Below are 15,805 nucleotides of genomic sequence, written 5' to 3'. Positions count from 1 at the left end.
TAGCCGCTAAAGCATCCACTCCGCCCGCCACTCACCTCGCCCTGAAGACCTTGTCGCCCTGAAGGCCTTGTCTCCTTGAAGGCCTTGTCTCCTTGAAGGCCTTGTCTCCTTGAAGGCCTTGGCGATCTGATCCTTGAGCGGTTTGACGATGAACTCCAGCGTTCGCCGGGGTTCACGGGGCCTCGCCGAAGCGGACACCGGTTCGCGGGAAAAAGCACATTGAAACAAAGAGCTGGAGCAGTTTCCGATTAAGTTGATTCAGAAGCTGCTCCAGCGCGCTTTCGAGCGAAGCGCGCACCGGTTCGCGCGAATAAAACGTATTTAAACAAAGAGATAGAGCAGTTTCTGATCAAGTTGATTCAGACATTGCTCTAGTCGGACACGCCCTCGCGCCCGGCGATCGTCATGCAGGTCGCGGTCAGCATGGCACAGAGCTTGGGGACGCCGCCCGAGATCGCAAAAACCTCGGCCATGGCGAGCGTCAAGGTGCGCCCGGCCTTGATCACCTTGCCTTTGGCAAGCAGGCGCTCGCCGGCGGCCGGCGCAAGCAGGTTGATCTTGAACTCGGCCGTCAGCACGCCCACCCCCGCCGGCATCGTCGTCAGCGCCGCATAGCCTGCGGCGGAATTGGCGATGCTCGCGACCGCACCGGCATGGACGAAGCCGTGCTGCTGGGTCAGATGCGTCGAGACCGGCAAGTCGATCTCGATCTCGCCGGCGCTGATACGCACCAAGCGCGCCCCGAGCGTGGTCATGAAGGCCTGCTTGGCGAAGCTGTCGGCAATCCGCCGGGCCATCTCCTCCTGCGGGGGCGGGATATCCGGCATGAACAATTCCCAAAAGCGTTTTCGAGCGAAGTGGCCACCGGTTCGCGTGAAGAAAACGCGTCAAACGAAGAGACAGAGTAATTTCCGATCCAATTGGATCGGGAATTACTCTAGGCAGCCGCGACAGTCGCATCCTCATAACGCGAAACATGGGCTGCCGCCGCGCGCAGATCGGCAAGCCCCGCTTCCGCGGAAACGCAATGCTCGGCAAGATGGCGGCGGAACAGGCGCGCACCGCGCTGGCCCGGGAACAGCCCGACGAGATGGCGCGTGAAGGCATGCAGCCGCCCGCCCCGCTCGAGATGCGCCGCGATATGCGGCTCCAGCGCCTCCAGCATCGCGAAGGCGTCCGCGACCGGCGCGGCCTCGCCGAAGAGCAGCGGATCGACCTGAAGCAGGATCTCGGGGTTCTGATAGGCCTCGCGGCCGATCATGACGCCGTCGAGATGGGCGAGATGGCGGCTCCACTCCTCCGGCGCGCGGATGCCGCCATTGATCGTGATGGCGAGGTCGGGATTGGCTTCCTTCAGCCTGTAGGCGCGCTCATAGTCGAGCGGCGGCACCTCGCGGTTCTCCTTCGGCGAGAGCCCCTGGAGCCAGGCTTTGCGGGCATGGACGGTCAAGGCGTCGACGCCAGTCGCGCGCACCGCCGCAGTCAGCGCATCGAGTGCCTCTTCCGGATCCTGATCGTCGACGCCGATGCGGCATTTCACCGTCACAGGGATCGAGACGGCCGCCTTCATCGCCGCGACGCAATCGCCGACGAGCGCCGGCTCGCGCATCAGGCAGGCCCCGAAGGCGCCGCCCTGGACGCGGTCCGAGGGGCAGCCGCAATTCAGATTGATCTCGTCATAGCCGAAATCGGCGCCGATCCGCGCCGCTTCAGCCAGCAGGACGGGATCATTGCCACCGAGCTGGAGCGCGACCGGATGCTCGAAATCGTCGAAACCGATCAGGCGCTGGCGATCGCCCCGGATCACGGCCTGCGCCGTCACCATCTCGGTATAGAGCCGGGCGCGACGCGACATCAGGCGATGGATGATGCGGCAATGCCGATCAGTCCAGTCCATCATCGGCGCCACGGCGAATCTATGTATTTGATAGTCCTGCATTTTTCTCGTTTAGATCAGTGCATATGCGGCGTTTCGCGTGCCACTGGGGCCGAGCGCCGGGTTGATCGTGGCGAGGCTCCGCACGCGTCACGCATCCGCGCCTGGAAACAAGCGGGGCACTCATTGCCCCTCATATCGACGACATGTGCGAGCTCGGCAAGGCCCTTTGCGCTCCAGGGTCGCACGTTTGAATTGCTCGCGCGGCAGCTGGGCCAGTGTAACGCAACGCGGCACGTGTAGCTCAGCAAGCGTAACAGGGCGTCTCTCGATCGCGAGCGTCTCATTCGCTTGGGCCGCGACCGCGCGGCGCAGGGTGCGGGTGCATAGCGCGAGCGCCGCCCTATACAGGGCGAGCTCTACCTTCCCCGCCGACCCCGCAAGACCGGCCAGGCCGGTATCGCGGCCCGCATCAACACCACCACTCAGAAGAACAGGCGCCCCATCTCGCTCCTTTTGAAACGCCATTCATTATGCATCACGCAATGAGATGCTGACCTTTCGCCCATCGCGTGATCGCATCTCGGGACGTAGGGGCCGGTCCAAAGAAGTGCTCTTGTTTCGCAATATTCGAAACATAGACGCCCTTCTTGAAGAACAGGAACATCTGGATCAGATCGTGCCCAAGCTCGGAAAACAGCTTTACCGGGCGTGCGAGCAAGCGGAAAACCAGCCAGGGCATAACCCGCACCGTGAGGCGTTTCTTTATAACCTCGGAGACGAGATCGGCGATCTCTTGCTGGCTCCTGGGGCCATCGCGCCAGCCGACATCGATGGTTTGGTTGTTGATCTCACGACCAGGAAACGTCGCGGCTTTGGCGAGATAGGAGGCCAGATCATCTGTCAGAACATAGGACCATCTCGTGGTCTTATCGCCCAGCGCCAGGAACCGGCCAGCTTTCGCACCCTTCGCAATGAGGTCTGAGCTTTGATCGAGAAATGTAGGTGCGCGGACAAATACGTAAGGGACCCCAGAGGCCTTGATCAGATCCTCAGCCACTTTCTTGGCGTGGAAATGCGGCACTGCTGACGCAGCCTCGCTGCTGACGATGCTGAGAAAGACAAATCGGCCAATATTGGCTCTTGTTGCCGCTTCTATAAGATTCTTGTTGCCCTGGAAGTCCGTGTCGAGGCTTCCCTTCATGTAACTGTTAGCCGAGCTGACGACGACGTCCACACCTCGCAGCGCACGATCCAATGACGCTGGATCCATCATGTCGCCGCGCACCCATTCGATATCGGCGCTCTCATTTGAGGGCGCGCCCTTACGCGACATCGCAACGACGGCCGCATTCGCATCATGCGCCAGGTTGCGGAGAATCTTGGCTCCGAGAAATCCTGTTGCGCCGACGACCAGGACCTTCCTGCTCGCTGTCGCGCTTGAACCTGCGGTATCGGCAAGCGCCGTCTTATCCGAGGCGATCGAGGAATGCGGTGATTGGGTCAATTTAAAATCTCCGGTCATGAGCTGGTATCGGCTCAGGCGCTCAGGGCGGGGTAATCGACGTAGCCTCGCGCGGCGCCGCCGAAGAAGGTGTTTTGGTCGGCCTCGTTCATCGCCGCATTGGCCTTCAGCCGCACGACGAAGTCCGGATTGGCGAGGACCAGCTGGCCATAGGCCTCCAGATCGGCCGACCCCGAAGCCAGATCGGCGCCGATCTGGTCGTGCGGACGACCCGGCCGGTTGAGGATCAGCGATTGGTGCCAGAGCGTGCGAATATCGGCCAGCAACGGCTCGTTGCCCTGATGCATGATGTGCAGATAGGCGAGCCCGAGCTTATCGAGTTCGGCGACGAGGTGGCGGTAGAGGTCCGGTCCTTCGGCGCCTTCGTCGATCCCCCACATGGCCGTACCGGGGGACAGGCGGATCGCGGTGCGGTCCGCGCCGATCTCCTCGGCGATCGCCGTGGCGACCGCGATGGCGAAGCGGGCGCGGTTCTCGATGGGGCCGCCATATTCATCCGTGCGCGTATTGGCGCTCGGTGCGAAGAACTGCTGGACGAGGTAGGCGTTCGCGCCGTGAATCTCGATGCCGTCGGCGCCGGCCTCGATCGCCGAGCGGGCGGCATGGCGGAAATCGGCGACGGTCTGGCGTACCTCCTCGGCCGTTAGGGCGCGCGGCGTCGGGATGTCCTGCATCCCGGTCGCCGTGAACATTCCCGTCCCCGGCGCGATCGCAGACGGCGCGACGCCCTGGCGATGATGCGGCGTGTTGTCGGGATGCGACATACGCCCGGCATGCATGAGCTGGATGAAGATATGGCCGCCTTTGTCGTGCACGGCGGAGGTGATCTTCCGCCAGCCGGCGATTTGGGCGGGCGTGTAGATGCCGGGAGTGGTGAGATAGCCTTGAGCGTCATCCGAGGGCTGGGTGCCTTCGGTAACGATCAGGCCGACGCCGGCGCGCTGGGCATAATATTCAGTGGCGAGTTCGCCCGGCGTGCCGTCGAAGCCGGCGCGGCTGCGGGTCATCGGGGCCATGACGAGGCGGTTCGGCAGCGTGTAGCGGCCGACGCGGACAGGGGTGAATAGCGAATCCATTGGAATCTCCATTTGCTGGAGGCCTTGTCCACTATTCCAATCTCGGGATAAATCCGGATAGATCGAAATAAGAGTTCCATATATGGAGCAATCGAGTGAGCCATTTGAACGACATGGCGCTGTTCGTCGAGGTGGCGAGAACCAGGAGCTTCCGGAAGGCAGCCGAGGCTCTCGGCATGCCAAACTCCACGCTGTCGCGGCGTATCAGCGCGCTGGAGAAGGCGATCGGCTTGAGGCTCCTGCATCGCACGACGCGCAAGATCGAGCTCACCGAGGCCGGCCAGCTCTATTATGAGCGAAGCAAGCGGATCGTCGACGAGGCGCGGCTCGCGCATGAGCAGCTCGGCGCGATGCTGGAGCAGCCGAGCGGTGTCCTGCGGGTTTCGCTCCCGGTCGACTTCGCCACGCTGTACCTCACGCCGATCATCGTCGATTTCGCCCAAAGCTATCCCGGCATCACGTTCGAATTCGACCTGACCCCGCGCCGTGTCGATCTGGTGACCGAGCCGTTCGATGTGGCGATCCGCATGGGCAAGCTGGACGATTCCGGTCTGATCGCGCGCCTGATCGGGCGGCATTCGCGCCACCTCTATGCGTCTCCCGGCTATATCGAAGCGTCAGGCGAGCCCGCGATACCGGCAGGCTTGGCGGAGCATGAATGCATCTGCATGCCGCGGTTCCCGAGCTGGACCTTGCAGCAGGGGATGAACCAGGTCGATATCGGCGTTCGCGGCCGCTTCACGCTCAACAGCGTCGGCATGATCCGAACCCTGGCGATCAACCATCAGGGCATCGCCCTGCTTCCCGAGAGGATCGTCGCGGAAGATTTGGCCGCCGGCCGGCTCCGGCGCATCCTGCCGGAATGGCAGGGGTCGTCGGTCACGATTCACGCCGTCACCGAAACCCGCCTTATTCCAGCCAAGACCCAGCGCTTCATCGAATTCCTGTCCGCCAGGCTGATGGAAGCTTGAACATGCCGCTTTTCCGAAATCCAGAATGAGGTGGTCCATGCGGATCCTGGCCTTCAGCGACCTTCACCGAAACAAGGACATCGCGCAGGAGATCCTGCAAGCCTCGCGTGAGGCCGACATTGTCGTCGGCGCCGGCGATTTCGCCACCAAGGGCGTGGGGCTCTCCGAGACGATCGATGTGCTCCGCACCATCACCGTTCCGACGATCTTCGTCGCGGGCAATCACGACAGCCTGGCCGAATTGCAGGACGCCTGCCGCGGCCGTGACGCGATCCATGTGCTCCACGGCGAGGGGGTGACCATTGCGGGGATTGCGTTCTTCGGTCTGGGCTTCGAGACCCCGCCGGGGAGGAATGAGCCGTGGAACCAGAGCTTGGGTGAGGTCGAAGCCGCCAAGGCGCTTACGAAGTGCCCGAAAGGCGCGATCCTTGTGACGCATTCGCCGCCGTTCGGGGTCGCCGACGTGCAGACCACCGGGGCCCATGAGGGAAGCCGCTCGATCCGGGAAGCCGTGGAGACCGCGAAGCCGCGGCTTCACCTCTGTGGTCACATCCATCACTCCTGGGGGATGTCGGGCCTCATCGGCCTCTGCCCGGTTCACAATCTCGGTCCGACCGCGAATTGGTTCGCCTTATCGTGATCCTCTCTCCACGCTAACGGGCTTGTGCAGCCAACGAGGCGGTGTCGCCTCGACGACCTCATAGACGCTCTCATTGCGCTCGCCGCCCCGGCCGATCGAGAACTCGGCGCCCTCCCCGGCATGGGTGCCGCTGGCAGCGTCGGCGGGATCGCGCTATAGGAAAGGTTCCCGTTTCGTTCGTGAGCGCCCGATATGACGCGCCGATCCGGCAGCGCTGACCTGCCCCTGCATCACGGCCGTGTCCCAGCCTGGCTGGGACAGCGTATGAGCCGGCTCGGCGCCGTCATCTGTGAGGCGATCATCCATCATTATGGCCGCGACGAGCTGCTGCGCCGTCTCGCAAATCCATTCTGGTTCCAGTCGTTCGGCGCGGTGATGGGGATGGATTGGCACTCCTCGGGCATCACCACGAGCGTCATCGGCGCGCTCAAGCGCGGCCTGACACCGCTCTCGGGCGAGCTCGGCCTGCATGTCTGCGGCGGGCGCGGCAGTCATTCGCGGCAGACCCCGGCCGAACTTGAGCGGATCGGCTCCAGGGCCGGGTTCGACGGGCACGCACTGGCCACAGCGAGCCGCCTCGTTGCAAAGGTCGACAGCGCCGCGGTGCAGGATGGTTTCGATCTTTATCTCCACGGCTTCTTCGTCACCGATGAGGGCCAGTGGGTTGTCGTGCAGCAAGGCATGAACGGCGACAGTGGTCTTGCCCGTCGCTATCACTGGCAGTCCGAGGGGCTCGGCAGCTTCATCGACGCGCCGCATGCCGCGATCGACGGCCAGAATCAGGGCAGGATCATCAACCTGACCGACGTCAGGGCGGCCGCGTCCCGCAACGGCCAGATCGAGTTGCTGCGGGAGATCGGGCCCGACGGCGTCGTCCGGGAGCTCACGGCGTTGCAGCGTGATCGGGCGCCTCCTGCCAAATCGCCTGCCCAGCTCGCATTGCCTCATCTGGTCATGCCCGCGCATCACGACGTCAGGCCCAAGGACGTGATCATGCGGCGCCTGCATGGGGCGCTCGCGGCGGCAGCCGACCGCGCGCCCGCCGATTTCTCGGAACTGCTGCTCGTTCCCGGCATCGGCGCACGGACCGTCCGGTCGCTGGCGATGGTGGCCGAAATCGTCCACGGCAGCCCTTGCCGCTTCACTGATCCGGCGCGCTTTTCGCTCGCCCATGGCGGCAAGGACCGGCAGCCTTTCGCCGTGCCGACCAAGGTCTACGATCAAACGATCGCGGTGCTGAAGTCCGCGATAGGTCGAGCAAAGCTCGGACAGGACGACCGCCTGGCTGCGATGGCTCGTCTCGACCTTGAGAGCCGGCGGCTGGAGCGTGTCGCCACGGGACCGACTCTGTGTGAGTACGTGACCGAGGAGCGTCGACGTTCGGCCGACTATGGCGGGCGCAGCGTTTTTGGTTGGGAGCGCCCCGAAGAGGACGCCGCATTGGCGGCAGCGGCCGGCCCTGCGCTCCCTCGGCAAATGGGTGTGGCTGGCGGGCAGATGTCGGGGCGAAGCGCTAAGGAACGGGCAAGCGTCTGCTTACCGGAAAGCGTCTGCTCAAATGAGGAGACCCCTGCAGGCCAAATCGCCATGGCTTTTCACGGGCCTGGCTGATCCCGATGCGCGGACCGACGGTGAGGTTCGGTTCACAGCTTCGATCGCTGAACGAGAAGGGCTTTTGATCGACCGGCAGAGCGTCATGGCTGGCGTCGATGGCCAGCGCCTGAGCCAGCCGGCCGGGACCGCTGCACAGGGCCGATGCTCCACCGCGCCTTTGGAGCATGATGTCAAAGCCGGCGGTAGGTTCGAGCGCGCGGAGCAGGACGGCGCCACCGCCACTCGCCACGATGTTGAAACACCAATGGAGGCCATAGGAACGGTAGATGTATGCCGTCCCCGCAGGGCCGAACATGGCAGCGTTGCGCAGGGTCGGCCCGCGAAAGCTGTGCGAAGCCGGGTCGTCGCGCGTATAGGCTTCGGTTTCGACGATCACGCCGCCAACCCCATCGACAAAAATCGAGACCCCGATCAAGCGCATTGCGAGCTCGGGCGCCGCCCGATCAAAGAACGCGGCCGGCAGCGGGGTCAGGTCGTGGTCGTCGAGATAACCGGACGTCATCACACAAACGCTCAGGAATGCCCGCCGCGCCCGTTCAACAGGGCGCGAGTGATCATTTGAGCTGGCTGTCCTTGCTGCCGCGACGATTATACCCGCTCATAACGGGCTTTGCATCGTGGCTGGACTGACAGGCCACGCAGCTGCGCGCCCCGGGCATCGCCTTGCGCCGGGCTTCAGGGATTTCGTCTCCGCAATCCTGACAGTGAATCTCGCCCGGTCCGGTTGGCAGACGCGCCCTCGCTAAACGCACCGCGTCGGTGATGCTGTCGTCGATCTGGTCCTGAACGGCTCCATCCGGAGCCCAGCCGCTCGCCATGGTTCACCTCGGTTTTTCGGCTCGACCAACGAGATAGGCACGGCAGCCCGAGGTTCAATCCGTTTTGTGGCGGCTGCAGCGATTTCACGCGGATCAAACCCGAGGCAATCGTGGCGATTGTCCGGCCAGCTTCGCGCTGTCCTGGAACCATCGGCAGCGCCGCTTCGTTCCTTCCGTGAAAAGCGTCACCGATGCATCCCGGGAGGACGTCCATGGCTCCGCGCGCTGTCTGGAAGGGCGTTCTGAAGATCGCCGAGATGACCTGCCCGGTGTCGTTGTACACGGCGGCGTCGACGGCCGAGCGCATCTCGTTCCATACCCTGAACCGCAAGACCGGCAACCGCGTGCACCGCCAGTTCATCGACGAGGTCTCGGGCAAACCCGTGGAAACCGAGGATCAGGTCAAGGGCTACGACAAGGGCGATGGCGACTATGTCATCCTCGAGCCGGAAGAAATCGCCGCCGCCGTTCCCGAAAGCGACAAGACCCTCACCGTCGAAACCTTCCTGCCCTGCGACGAGATCGATGACCTTTTCTTCGACAAGCCCTACTATGTCTCGCCGAGCACCCCTGTCGCCTCCGATGCCTTTACGCTGATCCGCGAGGGGATGAAGAGCCGCCAGTCGGCCGCCCTCGCCCGGACGGTGATCTTCCGCCGAATGCGCTCAATCCTGATCCGCCCGCATGGCGACGGCTTGATCGCGACGACATTGAACTTCGACTACGAGGTTCGCTCAGCCGCGGACGCATTCAGCGATGTTCCGGCGATCAAGATCGATGACGAGATGCTCGAACTCGCCGAGCACATCATCAAGACGAAGGCCGGCAAGTTCGATCCGAAGTCGTTCGACGACCGCTATGAATCCGCTTTGGCCGAACTCGTCCAGGCGAAGATCGAAGGGCGCAAGCTCAAGCCGCAGAAGCGGCCCGAACCGACCAAGGTCGTCAACCTGCTGGAGGCATTGCGCCAAAGCGCAAAGGGGGCGGGCAGCAAGGCCGCGACAAGGTCGAAGCCTGCAGCAACGGAGGCGCCACGCAAAAAAGCGAGTTGATCACTTTCGCGTTGCTTACTTGCGCCGTTGCCTACTTGCGCCGTTGCCTACTTGCGCCGTTTCTCATTTTCGCCTGGGTTCGAGGCTCTTCTTCAGCGCATCCATGATGCTGACGACGTTGCTCTCGGAGGCTTGACGGGGCGCCGCCTTGGCGGGTTTGCGACCCTTTTGCTTGGCCTTGATGATGCTGAGCAATTCGGCCTGCACGGGATCGGTGGCAAGCTCCGGCGACCAGTCTCTGGTGCGCGTCTTGATCAGCTTGTCCATCAGGGGACGCAGGTCGGCGTCCGGCTCGGCCTTTTCGATCCCGCCGAAATAGTCCTTCTCCGGCCTGACCTCATCGCCATAGCGCAGCGTCCACAGCACGATGCCGTTGTCGCGGGCGTCGAGGAGCACGGCCCGTTCGCGACGGTAAAGAACCACTCGCGAAATCCCGACCGTCTTGGTTCGTTTCATGGCCTCGCGAATGACCGAGAAGGCTTCTTCGCCGACCTTGGCATCGGGAACGAGGTAGTGCGGCGTGTCGTACCAGATCCAGCCGACCGACGAGCGGGGTGCGAAGGTCTCGATATCGATCGTCCGGGTGCTCTCCAGCGCCACCGCATCGAGTTCGTCATCTTCCAGCATGACATATTCGTCGTCACCCTTGGGATAGCCTTTGACCTCGTCGTCATCGGTGACGGGCTTGCCCGTAACCGCATCGATGAACCGGCTCTGGATTCGGTTTCCCGTCTTTCGGTTGATCGTGTGGAACCGCACCTTCTCGCTTTCGGAGTGCGCGGGCATCATCGCCACGGGGCACGTCACGAGGGACAGCTTCAGATAGCCCTTCCAGAATGTCCGCGGCGCCATGGTCACATTCTCCCGATTATCCGCGTGAACGCGGTGCCAGGGCCGATCGTTCCGCAGGCGACCCAAAGCGATCAGGCTGCCTCGGCTCGCTTTCCCAGCTTTTTGATCGCATCCGCGATCGAGCCGGCCGCGTCGTCATACCCCTCCCAGGCCCCCGTCTTCTTGAGCAGGCCAGGCAGGGTCCTCACTGTGAAACGACTGGGATCGAGACCGGATTTGACCTGAGACCAGGTCAGCGGCATCGAGGCATGCGCACCGGGTCGCGCCCGTGGCGAGAGCGGCGCAACCGCCGTCGCCATCCGGTCGTTGCGGAGGTAGTCGAGGAAGATGCGGCCGTTGCGCAGGCGCTTGGCCATGTTGACGACGTAGCGCGAGGGTTCCTCGCTGGCCAAATCCGCACAGACGCGACGCGCGAAATCCTTCGCAGCCGGCCAGTCGACCTTGCTGCGCTTGCCGGGCGCCAGTGGCGCGACGACGTGCAAGCCCTTGCCGCCGGTCGTCTTGCAGAAACTGGTGAGGCCGAGCGCCTCCAACCTCTCGCGCATCTGCTTGGCCGCATCGATCACGTCGCCAAAACTGACGCCCGGTCCCGGATCGAGGTCGAAGACGAGGCGCCCTGGAACCTCCGGATCGCCGGGTGCGCAGTTCCAGGGGTGAAGCTCGATGCCTCCGATCTGGGCTGCAGCGGCCAGGGCCTCGATCCGATCGATCTGAAGATAGGGCTTCTTGTCGCCGAAGACGCGGACGAGTTCGAACAGGTTCGACGTGCCCATGCCGGCATGGCGCTGGAAGAACATCTCGCCGTCGATCCCGTCGGGCGCGCGTACGAGCGAGCAGGGGCGCCCCTTGATGTGCGGCAACATCCACTCGCCTACCGCCGCAAAATACTCGGCCAGATCCTGCTTCGAAACGGGGCGATCATCCCCCGCATTTGGCCACAAAGCCTTGTCGGGATGGCTGATGCCGACGCCCATGACATCGACCTTGCCGCCGCGGTCGCGAGAGCGGGCGGGACGAGGCTCAGGCGTAGCGGTCTCCTCCGGATCGGCTGGAAGTTCGGTTTCGACCTCTTCGGCGGGCTTGTCCTCGCGCAGTCCCTTGAAGGCCGCCTGTCGCACCATGCCGTCGCCGGTCCAGCCGGCGAACTCGATCTCGGCGACGAGCTCGGGCTTCAGCCAGGTCACGCCAGGCTCGCGTTTCGGCGCTCCGGCGCCCGTGAAGGGTGACGTCTTCGCGGCGACCGCCTTCAATCGCGGCAGCAATCGTTCGACCTTGGAGGCGCTGTAGCCGGTGCCGACCCGGCCGATATAGACGAAATGGGAGCCGCGATTGACGCCGACGAGCAATGATCTGAACCTGCCGGCCGTGGTCGACCAGCCGCCGATGACGACCTCGTGCCCGGCGCGACATTTGGCCTTGGTCCAGGTGTCGCTGCGGCCCGAGACATAGGGCGCATCGACGGCCTTCGAGACGATGCCCTCCAGCGACAATTTACAGGCCGACCTCAGCACGGCATCGCCGCCGGTCTCGAAATGCTCGACATAGCGAAGAACGACACCGTCGGCGTGTGCGTCGAGATAGGCCTTCAGCTGCTCTTTTCGCTCCCGGAGCGTCTGCTTGCGCAGATCGATCTCGGCGTCGAAGAGCATGTCGAAAGCGAAAAAGACGAGATCCTGCGTCTTGCCTTCGGAAATCGCGGCTTGAAGCGCCGCAAAATCAGGTGAGCCCCGGCTATCAAATGCGACGATCTCGCCATCGATGATGGCGTTCGGAAACCCCTCGGCGGCCTTCGCGATCGCGCGGAACTTCGCGGTCCAGTCGAGGCCTTTGCGCGTCTTCAGCGTGACCTTGCCGGCTTCGATCCGCATCTGGATGCGGTAACCGTCGAATTTGATCTCGTGGACCCAGTCGTCTCCATTGGCTGGGCGCTCGACGCTTCTGGAGAGTTGCGGCGCGATGAAGGACGGCATCTCGGCGGCGCGCGCTTCGCGTTTGCGAGGCGATGTCGCCTCACCGCGCCTCGGCTTAGCTGCGAGTCTTTTGGCCGCGAGCCTTTTCCGGCTGTCCCATTCCGCATCCGGAGCCAGAACGCTTTCGGCGAGCAAAAAGGGCTTGGGAGAGCGTCCTTTACCCGCCGCTATCGCAGCCATCGTCCGGCCAGATGCCACCGAAGTGTCGGTTTTCAGAACCGCTTCGCCATTGCCATCAATCGCATGCTCGTCGCGATGCTTGATGAGGAGCCAATTGGTCCGCTTGCCGCCGTCCCGATCGTTTCGCATTCGGACGAGGACGAAGCTGCCGTGGAGCCTGTCGCCTTCGAGCGTGAATTTCAGGTCGCCTTTCTCGAATTGCCTGTGGGCACTGAGTTTCCCCTCAGGTTTCCAGAAGCCACGATCCCAGAGCTGGACGGTGCCCCCGCCATATTCGCCCTTGGGGATCGTTCCCTCGAAGTCGCCATAGGCGAGAGGGTGATCTTCGACTTCGACAGCAAGGCGCTTGTCGTGAGGATCGAGCGATGGACCCTTCGTCACCGCCCAGGATTTGAAGACGCCATCGAGCTCGAGACGCAGGTCATAGTGCAGCCTGGTGGCGTCATGTTTTTGAATGACGAAGCGCAAGCGATCCGACGAGGCCACCGGGGCGTCATCGCCGGGCTCCCTGGTCTTCTCAAAATCGCGCTTGGCGCGATATGCCTGCAGCTTGCCCGCCAACGTCCCATCCTCTGCGCAAGTCCTCAACGCGTCCCGGTTTTGCGTGTTCCATCTGCGGGCGCCCGGATCATCACAGGGGCGCCCACGGCCATGACGCTATGAACGAAGCCGGCGTCGCGTCGGCCGGTCCAAGTCCGAGAGTTCGATCCAGACCGGCGCGTGGTCGCTCGCTTTTTCCCAGCCTCGAACGTCGCGATCGACATCGGCTGCGACGAGCCGCTGCGCCACCATCGAGTTGAGCAGGAGATGATCGAGGCGAAGGCCGGCATTGCGGCCCCAGGCATTCCGGAAATAGTCCCAGAAGGTGTAGATGCGCTCGCCGGGGTGGAGCGTGCGCAGCGCGTCCGTCCAGCCTTGCTCGGCCAAGGCACGAAACGCCTCCCGCACCTCTGGCCGAAACAGCGCATCGTCCACCCATCGCTCCGGCCTGTAGACGTCGAGCTCGGTCGGCATCACATTGTAATCGCCGGCGAGGATGACAGGCACATCGAGCGCGAGAAGCTCCGCCGCATAGCCGGTGAGCCGCTGGAACCATCGCAGCTTGTATTCGAACTTCGGCCCGGGCGCGGGATTGCCGTTCGGCAAATACAGGCAGGCGATGATCATTCCGTCGACAGCCGCCTCGATATAGCGGCTCTGGCTATCCTCGGGGTCACCGGGCAGGCCTCGGCGGGTTTCGATCGGCTCCGTACCGCGCGCCAGGATCGCAACGCCGTTCCAACTTTTCTGGCCATGCCAGATCGCCCCGTAGCCGGCCTTTTCGATCTCGCCGACCGGAAAACGGCCATCGGGCGCCTTCAACTCCTGCAGGCAAACGACGTCCGGCTGCGCCTCGTCCAGCCACCGCAGGAGCACCGGCAAGCGTCCGTTGATGCCGTTGACGTTGAAGGTGGCGATTTTCATCGTCCCGTCTCAGCTCGCGATCCTCTCGGCCCAGGCCGAAACCGCCTCGGCCATGGTCTTCAGATGGTCGGCGGCAGAAAAGCCGGAAACGGATTTCCGCGGCTTCAGATCGTGGTCGCCGTCCTCGAGCCACAAAATTTCGATGGCCGGTGACAGCGTGTAAGCGGACACCTCCTCCCGCATGCCGAATTGGTCGCGCGTGCCTTGCACGATCAGCGTCGGGATCTTCAGGTCGACAAGGTGCGCCGTACGCAACTGCTCGGGCTTTGCCGGCGGATGAAAGGGATAGCCGAGACATAGCAGGCCTCGGACTCGGCCGGAGGCGAAGAGGTCGTTTGCGACCATGCTGGCGACGCGGCCGCCCATCGACTTGCCGCCGATGATGAGCGGCCCCTTCGCATCGAGCGCGTCAATCGCGGCGATGTATTCCGGATTGAGCTTTTCCGCTCGCGGCGGCGGCTTGCGGCCCGCCTCCATCCGTCGGCCGGCCATATAGTCGAACTCGAAGCGAGCCACACGAAAGCCCGCTCCCGCCAAGGCCTTCGCCGTCGCGGTCAGCGAGGGCGAATCCATCGCCCCGCCGGCGCCGTGTGCAAGCAGGACGGTTCGTTCCGCCTGGTCGGGACCGTCGAAGAGAAATCTCACCGCCATCCGCCTGAGCCTCCATATCTGACATCCAGTTCGACAATGCCTATATTCGGACGAACCCAAAATCAGGAGGTCCAAAGCCATGACAACGGAACGCGCAGTGCTTGCCGGTGGTTGCTTTTGGGGCATGCAGGATCTGATCCGCCGCAAGCCGGGCGTGATCTCCACCCGTGTCGGCTATTCGGGTGGCGAGGTGCCCAACGCCACCTACCGCAATCACGGCGATCATGCCGAGGCGATCGAGATCGTGTTCGATCCGGCCAAGATCAGCTACCGCGACCTGCTCGAATTCTTTTTCCAGATTCACGACCCCTCAACACGCGACCGCCAGGGCAACGATATCGGCGCGAGCTACCGCTCGGCGATCTTCTATGCGAGCGACGAGCAGAAGCGTGTTGCCGAGGATACCATTGCCGACGTCGACGCGTCGGGGATCTGGCCCGGCAAGGTCGTGACCGAAGTGACCCCGGTCGGCGATTTCTGGGAGGCCGAGCCGGAGCATCAGGATTACCTGGAGCGCTATCCCGGCGGCTACACCTGCCATTTCCCGAGGCCGAACTGGACGCTGCCGAAGCGCGAGGACATCCGTCGCGCCGGATGAGACCTCTGCGGATCGCCGCAGCAGCTCTTAGCCGCGGCGATCCACACCACCGCGCAACCATCTTTGGAACCTGAAGGCAACGCCTCCGTTCTGCTGCGCAGGAAGCACGAGGAGGTGCACATGCCACGTGGTGACAGATCCAAGTACACCGACAAGCAGGAGCGTAAGGCCGATCACATCGCCGAAGGCTATGAAAAGCGGGGCGTTTCGGAGCAGGAAGCCGAGCGTCGGGCCTGGGCAACCGTCAACAAGGACGATGGTGGCGGCAAGAAGGCCGGCGGTTCCGGACGGGGCACGCAAACCGGCCACCCCGCCGCGCATAAGGGTGGAGAGAAAGGCGGCAAGGCTGCGGCCTCGCGCTCGGCCGAAGCCCGCTCCGCATCGGCGCGGAAGGCGGCGGCCACCCGCAAGAAGAACGCCGAGCATCGCGCTCACTCCTGATCGAGAGCGGTAAGGCCTGGAGAGCAATAAGGCCAAGAGAGCGGCAAGGCCCAGGCTGCCGGCCGCTTCTCCATGTG

At 63.6% G+C, this 15,805-nt stretch carries 16 protein-coding genes; 6 read left to right on the top strand and 10 right to left on the bottom strand.

The genetic code is table 11. The features are described from left to right. Window positions 1-371: 371 nt before the first annotated feature. The 4 genes from BHK69_RS13515 to BHK69_RS13500 all read right to left on the bottom strand — a co-directional run bounded on the left by BHK69_RS13515 (window position 372) and on the right by BHK69_RS13500 (window position 4,489). Window positions 372-827, bottom strand: coding sequence for a PaaI family thioesterase (locus BHK69_RS13515; RefSeq protein WP_069693629.1), 456 nt, complete (start codon window positions 825-827; stop codon window positions 372-374). Window positions 828-937: 110 nt separating this feature from the next. Beyond that, entirely contained in the window at window positions 938-1,900 is a 963-nt protein-coding gene (gene dusA / locus BHK69_RS13510) for a tRNA dihydrouridine(20/20a) synthase DusA (protein ID WP_069693628.1), read from the bottom strand. Between the two features lie 514 nt (window positions 1,901-2,414). Then, window positions 2,415-3,401: an SDR family oxidoreductase gene (locus tag BHK69_RS13505; RefSeq protein ID WP_083269367.1), complete on the bottom strand. Its 987-nt coding sequence runs from the start codon at window positions 3,399-3,401 to the stop codon at window positions 2,415-2,417. Window positions 3,402-3,415: 14 nt separating this feature from the next. Further along, window positions 3,416-4,489 (bottom strand): alkene reductase, encoded by a 1,074-nt coding sequence (locus BHK69_RS13500; RefSeq protein ID WP_148663404.1) that lies wholly within the window; start codon window positions 4,487-4,489, stop codon window positions 3,416-3,418. An 83-nt stretch (window positions 4,490-4,572) separates the two neighbouring features. Between BHK69_RS13500 and BHK69_RS13495 the strand changes: the two genes are divergently transcribed. The 3 genes from BHK69_RS13495 to BHK69_RS13485 all read left to right on the top strand — a co-directional run bounded on the left by BHK69_RS13495 (window position 4,573) and on the right by BHK69_RS13485 (window position 7,699). Further along, window positions 4,573-5,448 carry a LysR family transcriptional regulator gene (locus BHK69_RS13495; RefSeq protein WP_069690558.1) on the top strand — a complete coding sequence of 292 codons (876 nt, stop codon included), beginning with the start codon at window positions 4,573-4,575 and terminating at the stop codon, window positions 5,446-5,448. Between the two features lie 37 nt (window positions 5,449-5,485). After that, complete coding sequence (locus BHK69_RS13490; protein WP_069690557.1) at window positions 5,486-6,088, top strand: metallophosphoesterase family protein; 603 nt, start codon at window positions 5,486-5,488, stop codon at window positions 6,086-6,088. Between the two features lie 192 nt (window positions 6,089-6,280). After that, window positions 6,281-7,699 carry a DUF763 domain-containing protein gene (locus BHK69_RS13485; protein WP_083269365.1) on the top strand — a complete coding sequence of 473 codons (1,419 nt, stop codon included), beginning with the start codon at window positions 6,281-6,283 and terminating at the stop codon, window positions 7,697-7,699. Here the strand turns inward: BHK69_RS13485 and BHK69_RS13480 are convergent. Continuing rightward, entirely contained in the window at window positions 7,602-8,204 is a 603-nt protein-coding gene (locus tag BHK69_RS13480; protein ID WP_069690556.1) for a DNA-3-methyladenine glycosylase, read from the bottom strand. The two genes, BHK69_RS13485 and BHK69_RS13480, sit on opposite strands and share 98 nt — an antisense overlap. A gap of 52 nt (window positions 8,205-8,256) precedes the next feature. Further along, window positions 8,257-8,520 carry a DksA/TraR family C4-type zinc finger protein gene (locus BHK69_RS13475; RefSeq protein ID WP_069690555.1) on the bottom strand — a complete coding sequence of 88 codons (264 nt, stop codon included), beginning with the start codon at window positions 8,518-8,520 and terminating at the stop codon, window positions 8,257-8,259. A 212-nt stretch (window positions 8,521-8,732) separates the two neighbouring features. On the opposite strand from BHK69_RS13475, the gene ku (BHK69_RS13470) reads away from it, so the two are divergent. Further along, window positions 8,733-9,572, top strand: coding sequence for a non-homologous end joining protein Ku (gene ku / locus BHK69_RS13470; protein ID WP_069690554.1), 840 nt, complete (start codon window positions 8,733-8,735; stop codon window positions 9,570-9,572). Between the two features lie 63 nt (window positions 9,573-9,635). Here ku (BHK69_RS13470) and ku (BHK69_RS13465) read toward each other — a convergent pair whose 3' ends face one another. The 4 genes from ku (BHK69_RS13465) to BHK69_RS13450 all read right to left on the bottom strand — a co-directional run bounded on the left by ku (BHK69_RS13465) (window position 9,636) and on the right by BHK69_RS13450 (window position 14,689). After that, complete coding sequence (gene ku, locus BHK69_RS13465; protein WP_069690553.1) at window positions 9,636-10,424, bottom strand: non-homologous end joining protein Ku; 789 nt, start codon at window positions 10,422-10,424, stop codon at window positions 9,636-9,638. Between the two features lie 71 nt (window positions 10,425-10,495). Beyond that, window positions 10,496-13,135 (bottom strand): DNA ligase D, encoded by a 2,640-nt coding sequence (gene ligD / locus BHK69_RS13460; protein ID WP_069690552.1) that lies wholly within the window; start codon window positions 13,133-13,135, stop codon window positions 10,496-10,498. Window positions 13,136-13,231: 96 nt separating this feature from the next. Beyond that, complete coding sequence (gene xth / locus BHK69_RS13455; RefSeq protein WP_069690551.1) at window positions 13,232-14,038, bottom strand: exodeoxyribonuclease III; 807 nt, start codon at window positions 14,036-14,038, stop codon at window positions 13,232-13,234. Window positions 14,039-14,047: 9 nt separating this feature from the next. Continuing rightward, entirely contained in the window at window positions 14,048-14,689 is a 642-nt protein-coding gene (locus tag BHK69_RS13450) for an alpha/beta hydrolase family protein (RefSeq protein ID WP_069690550.1), read from the bottom strand. Between the two features lie 79 nt (window positions 14,690-14,768). On the opposite strand from BHK69_RS13450, the gene msrA reads away from it, so the two are divergent. Next, complete coding sequence (msrA, locus tag BHK69_RS13445; protein ID WP_069690549.1) at window positions 14,769-15,287, top strand: peptide-methionine (S)-S-oxide reductase MsrA; 519 nt, start codon at window positions 14,769-14,771, stop codon at window positions 15,285-15,287. A gap of 120 nt (window positions 15,288-15,407) precedes the next feature. Then, window positions 15,408-15,728: a plasmid stabilization protein gene (locus BHK69_RS13440; RefSeq protein WP_069690548.1), complete on the top strand. Its 321-nt coding sequence runs from the start codon at window positions 15,408-15,410 to the stop codon at window positions 15,726-15,728. Window positions 15,729-15,805 lie beyond the last annotated feature (77 nt).

This window comes from Bosea vaviloviae (assembly GCF_001741865.1).
Classification (GTDB): domain Bacteria; phylum Pseudomonadota; class Alphaproteobacteria; order Rhizobiales; family Beijerinckiaceae; genus Allobosea; species Allobosea vaviloviae.
The sequence above is the reverse complement of the archived record's forward strand: the minus strand, read 5'-3'. Positions and strand labels throughout refer to the sequence as shown.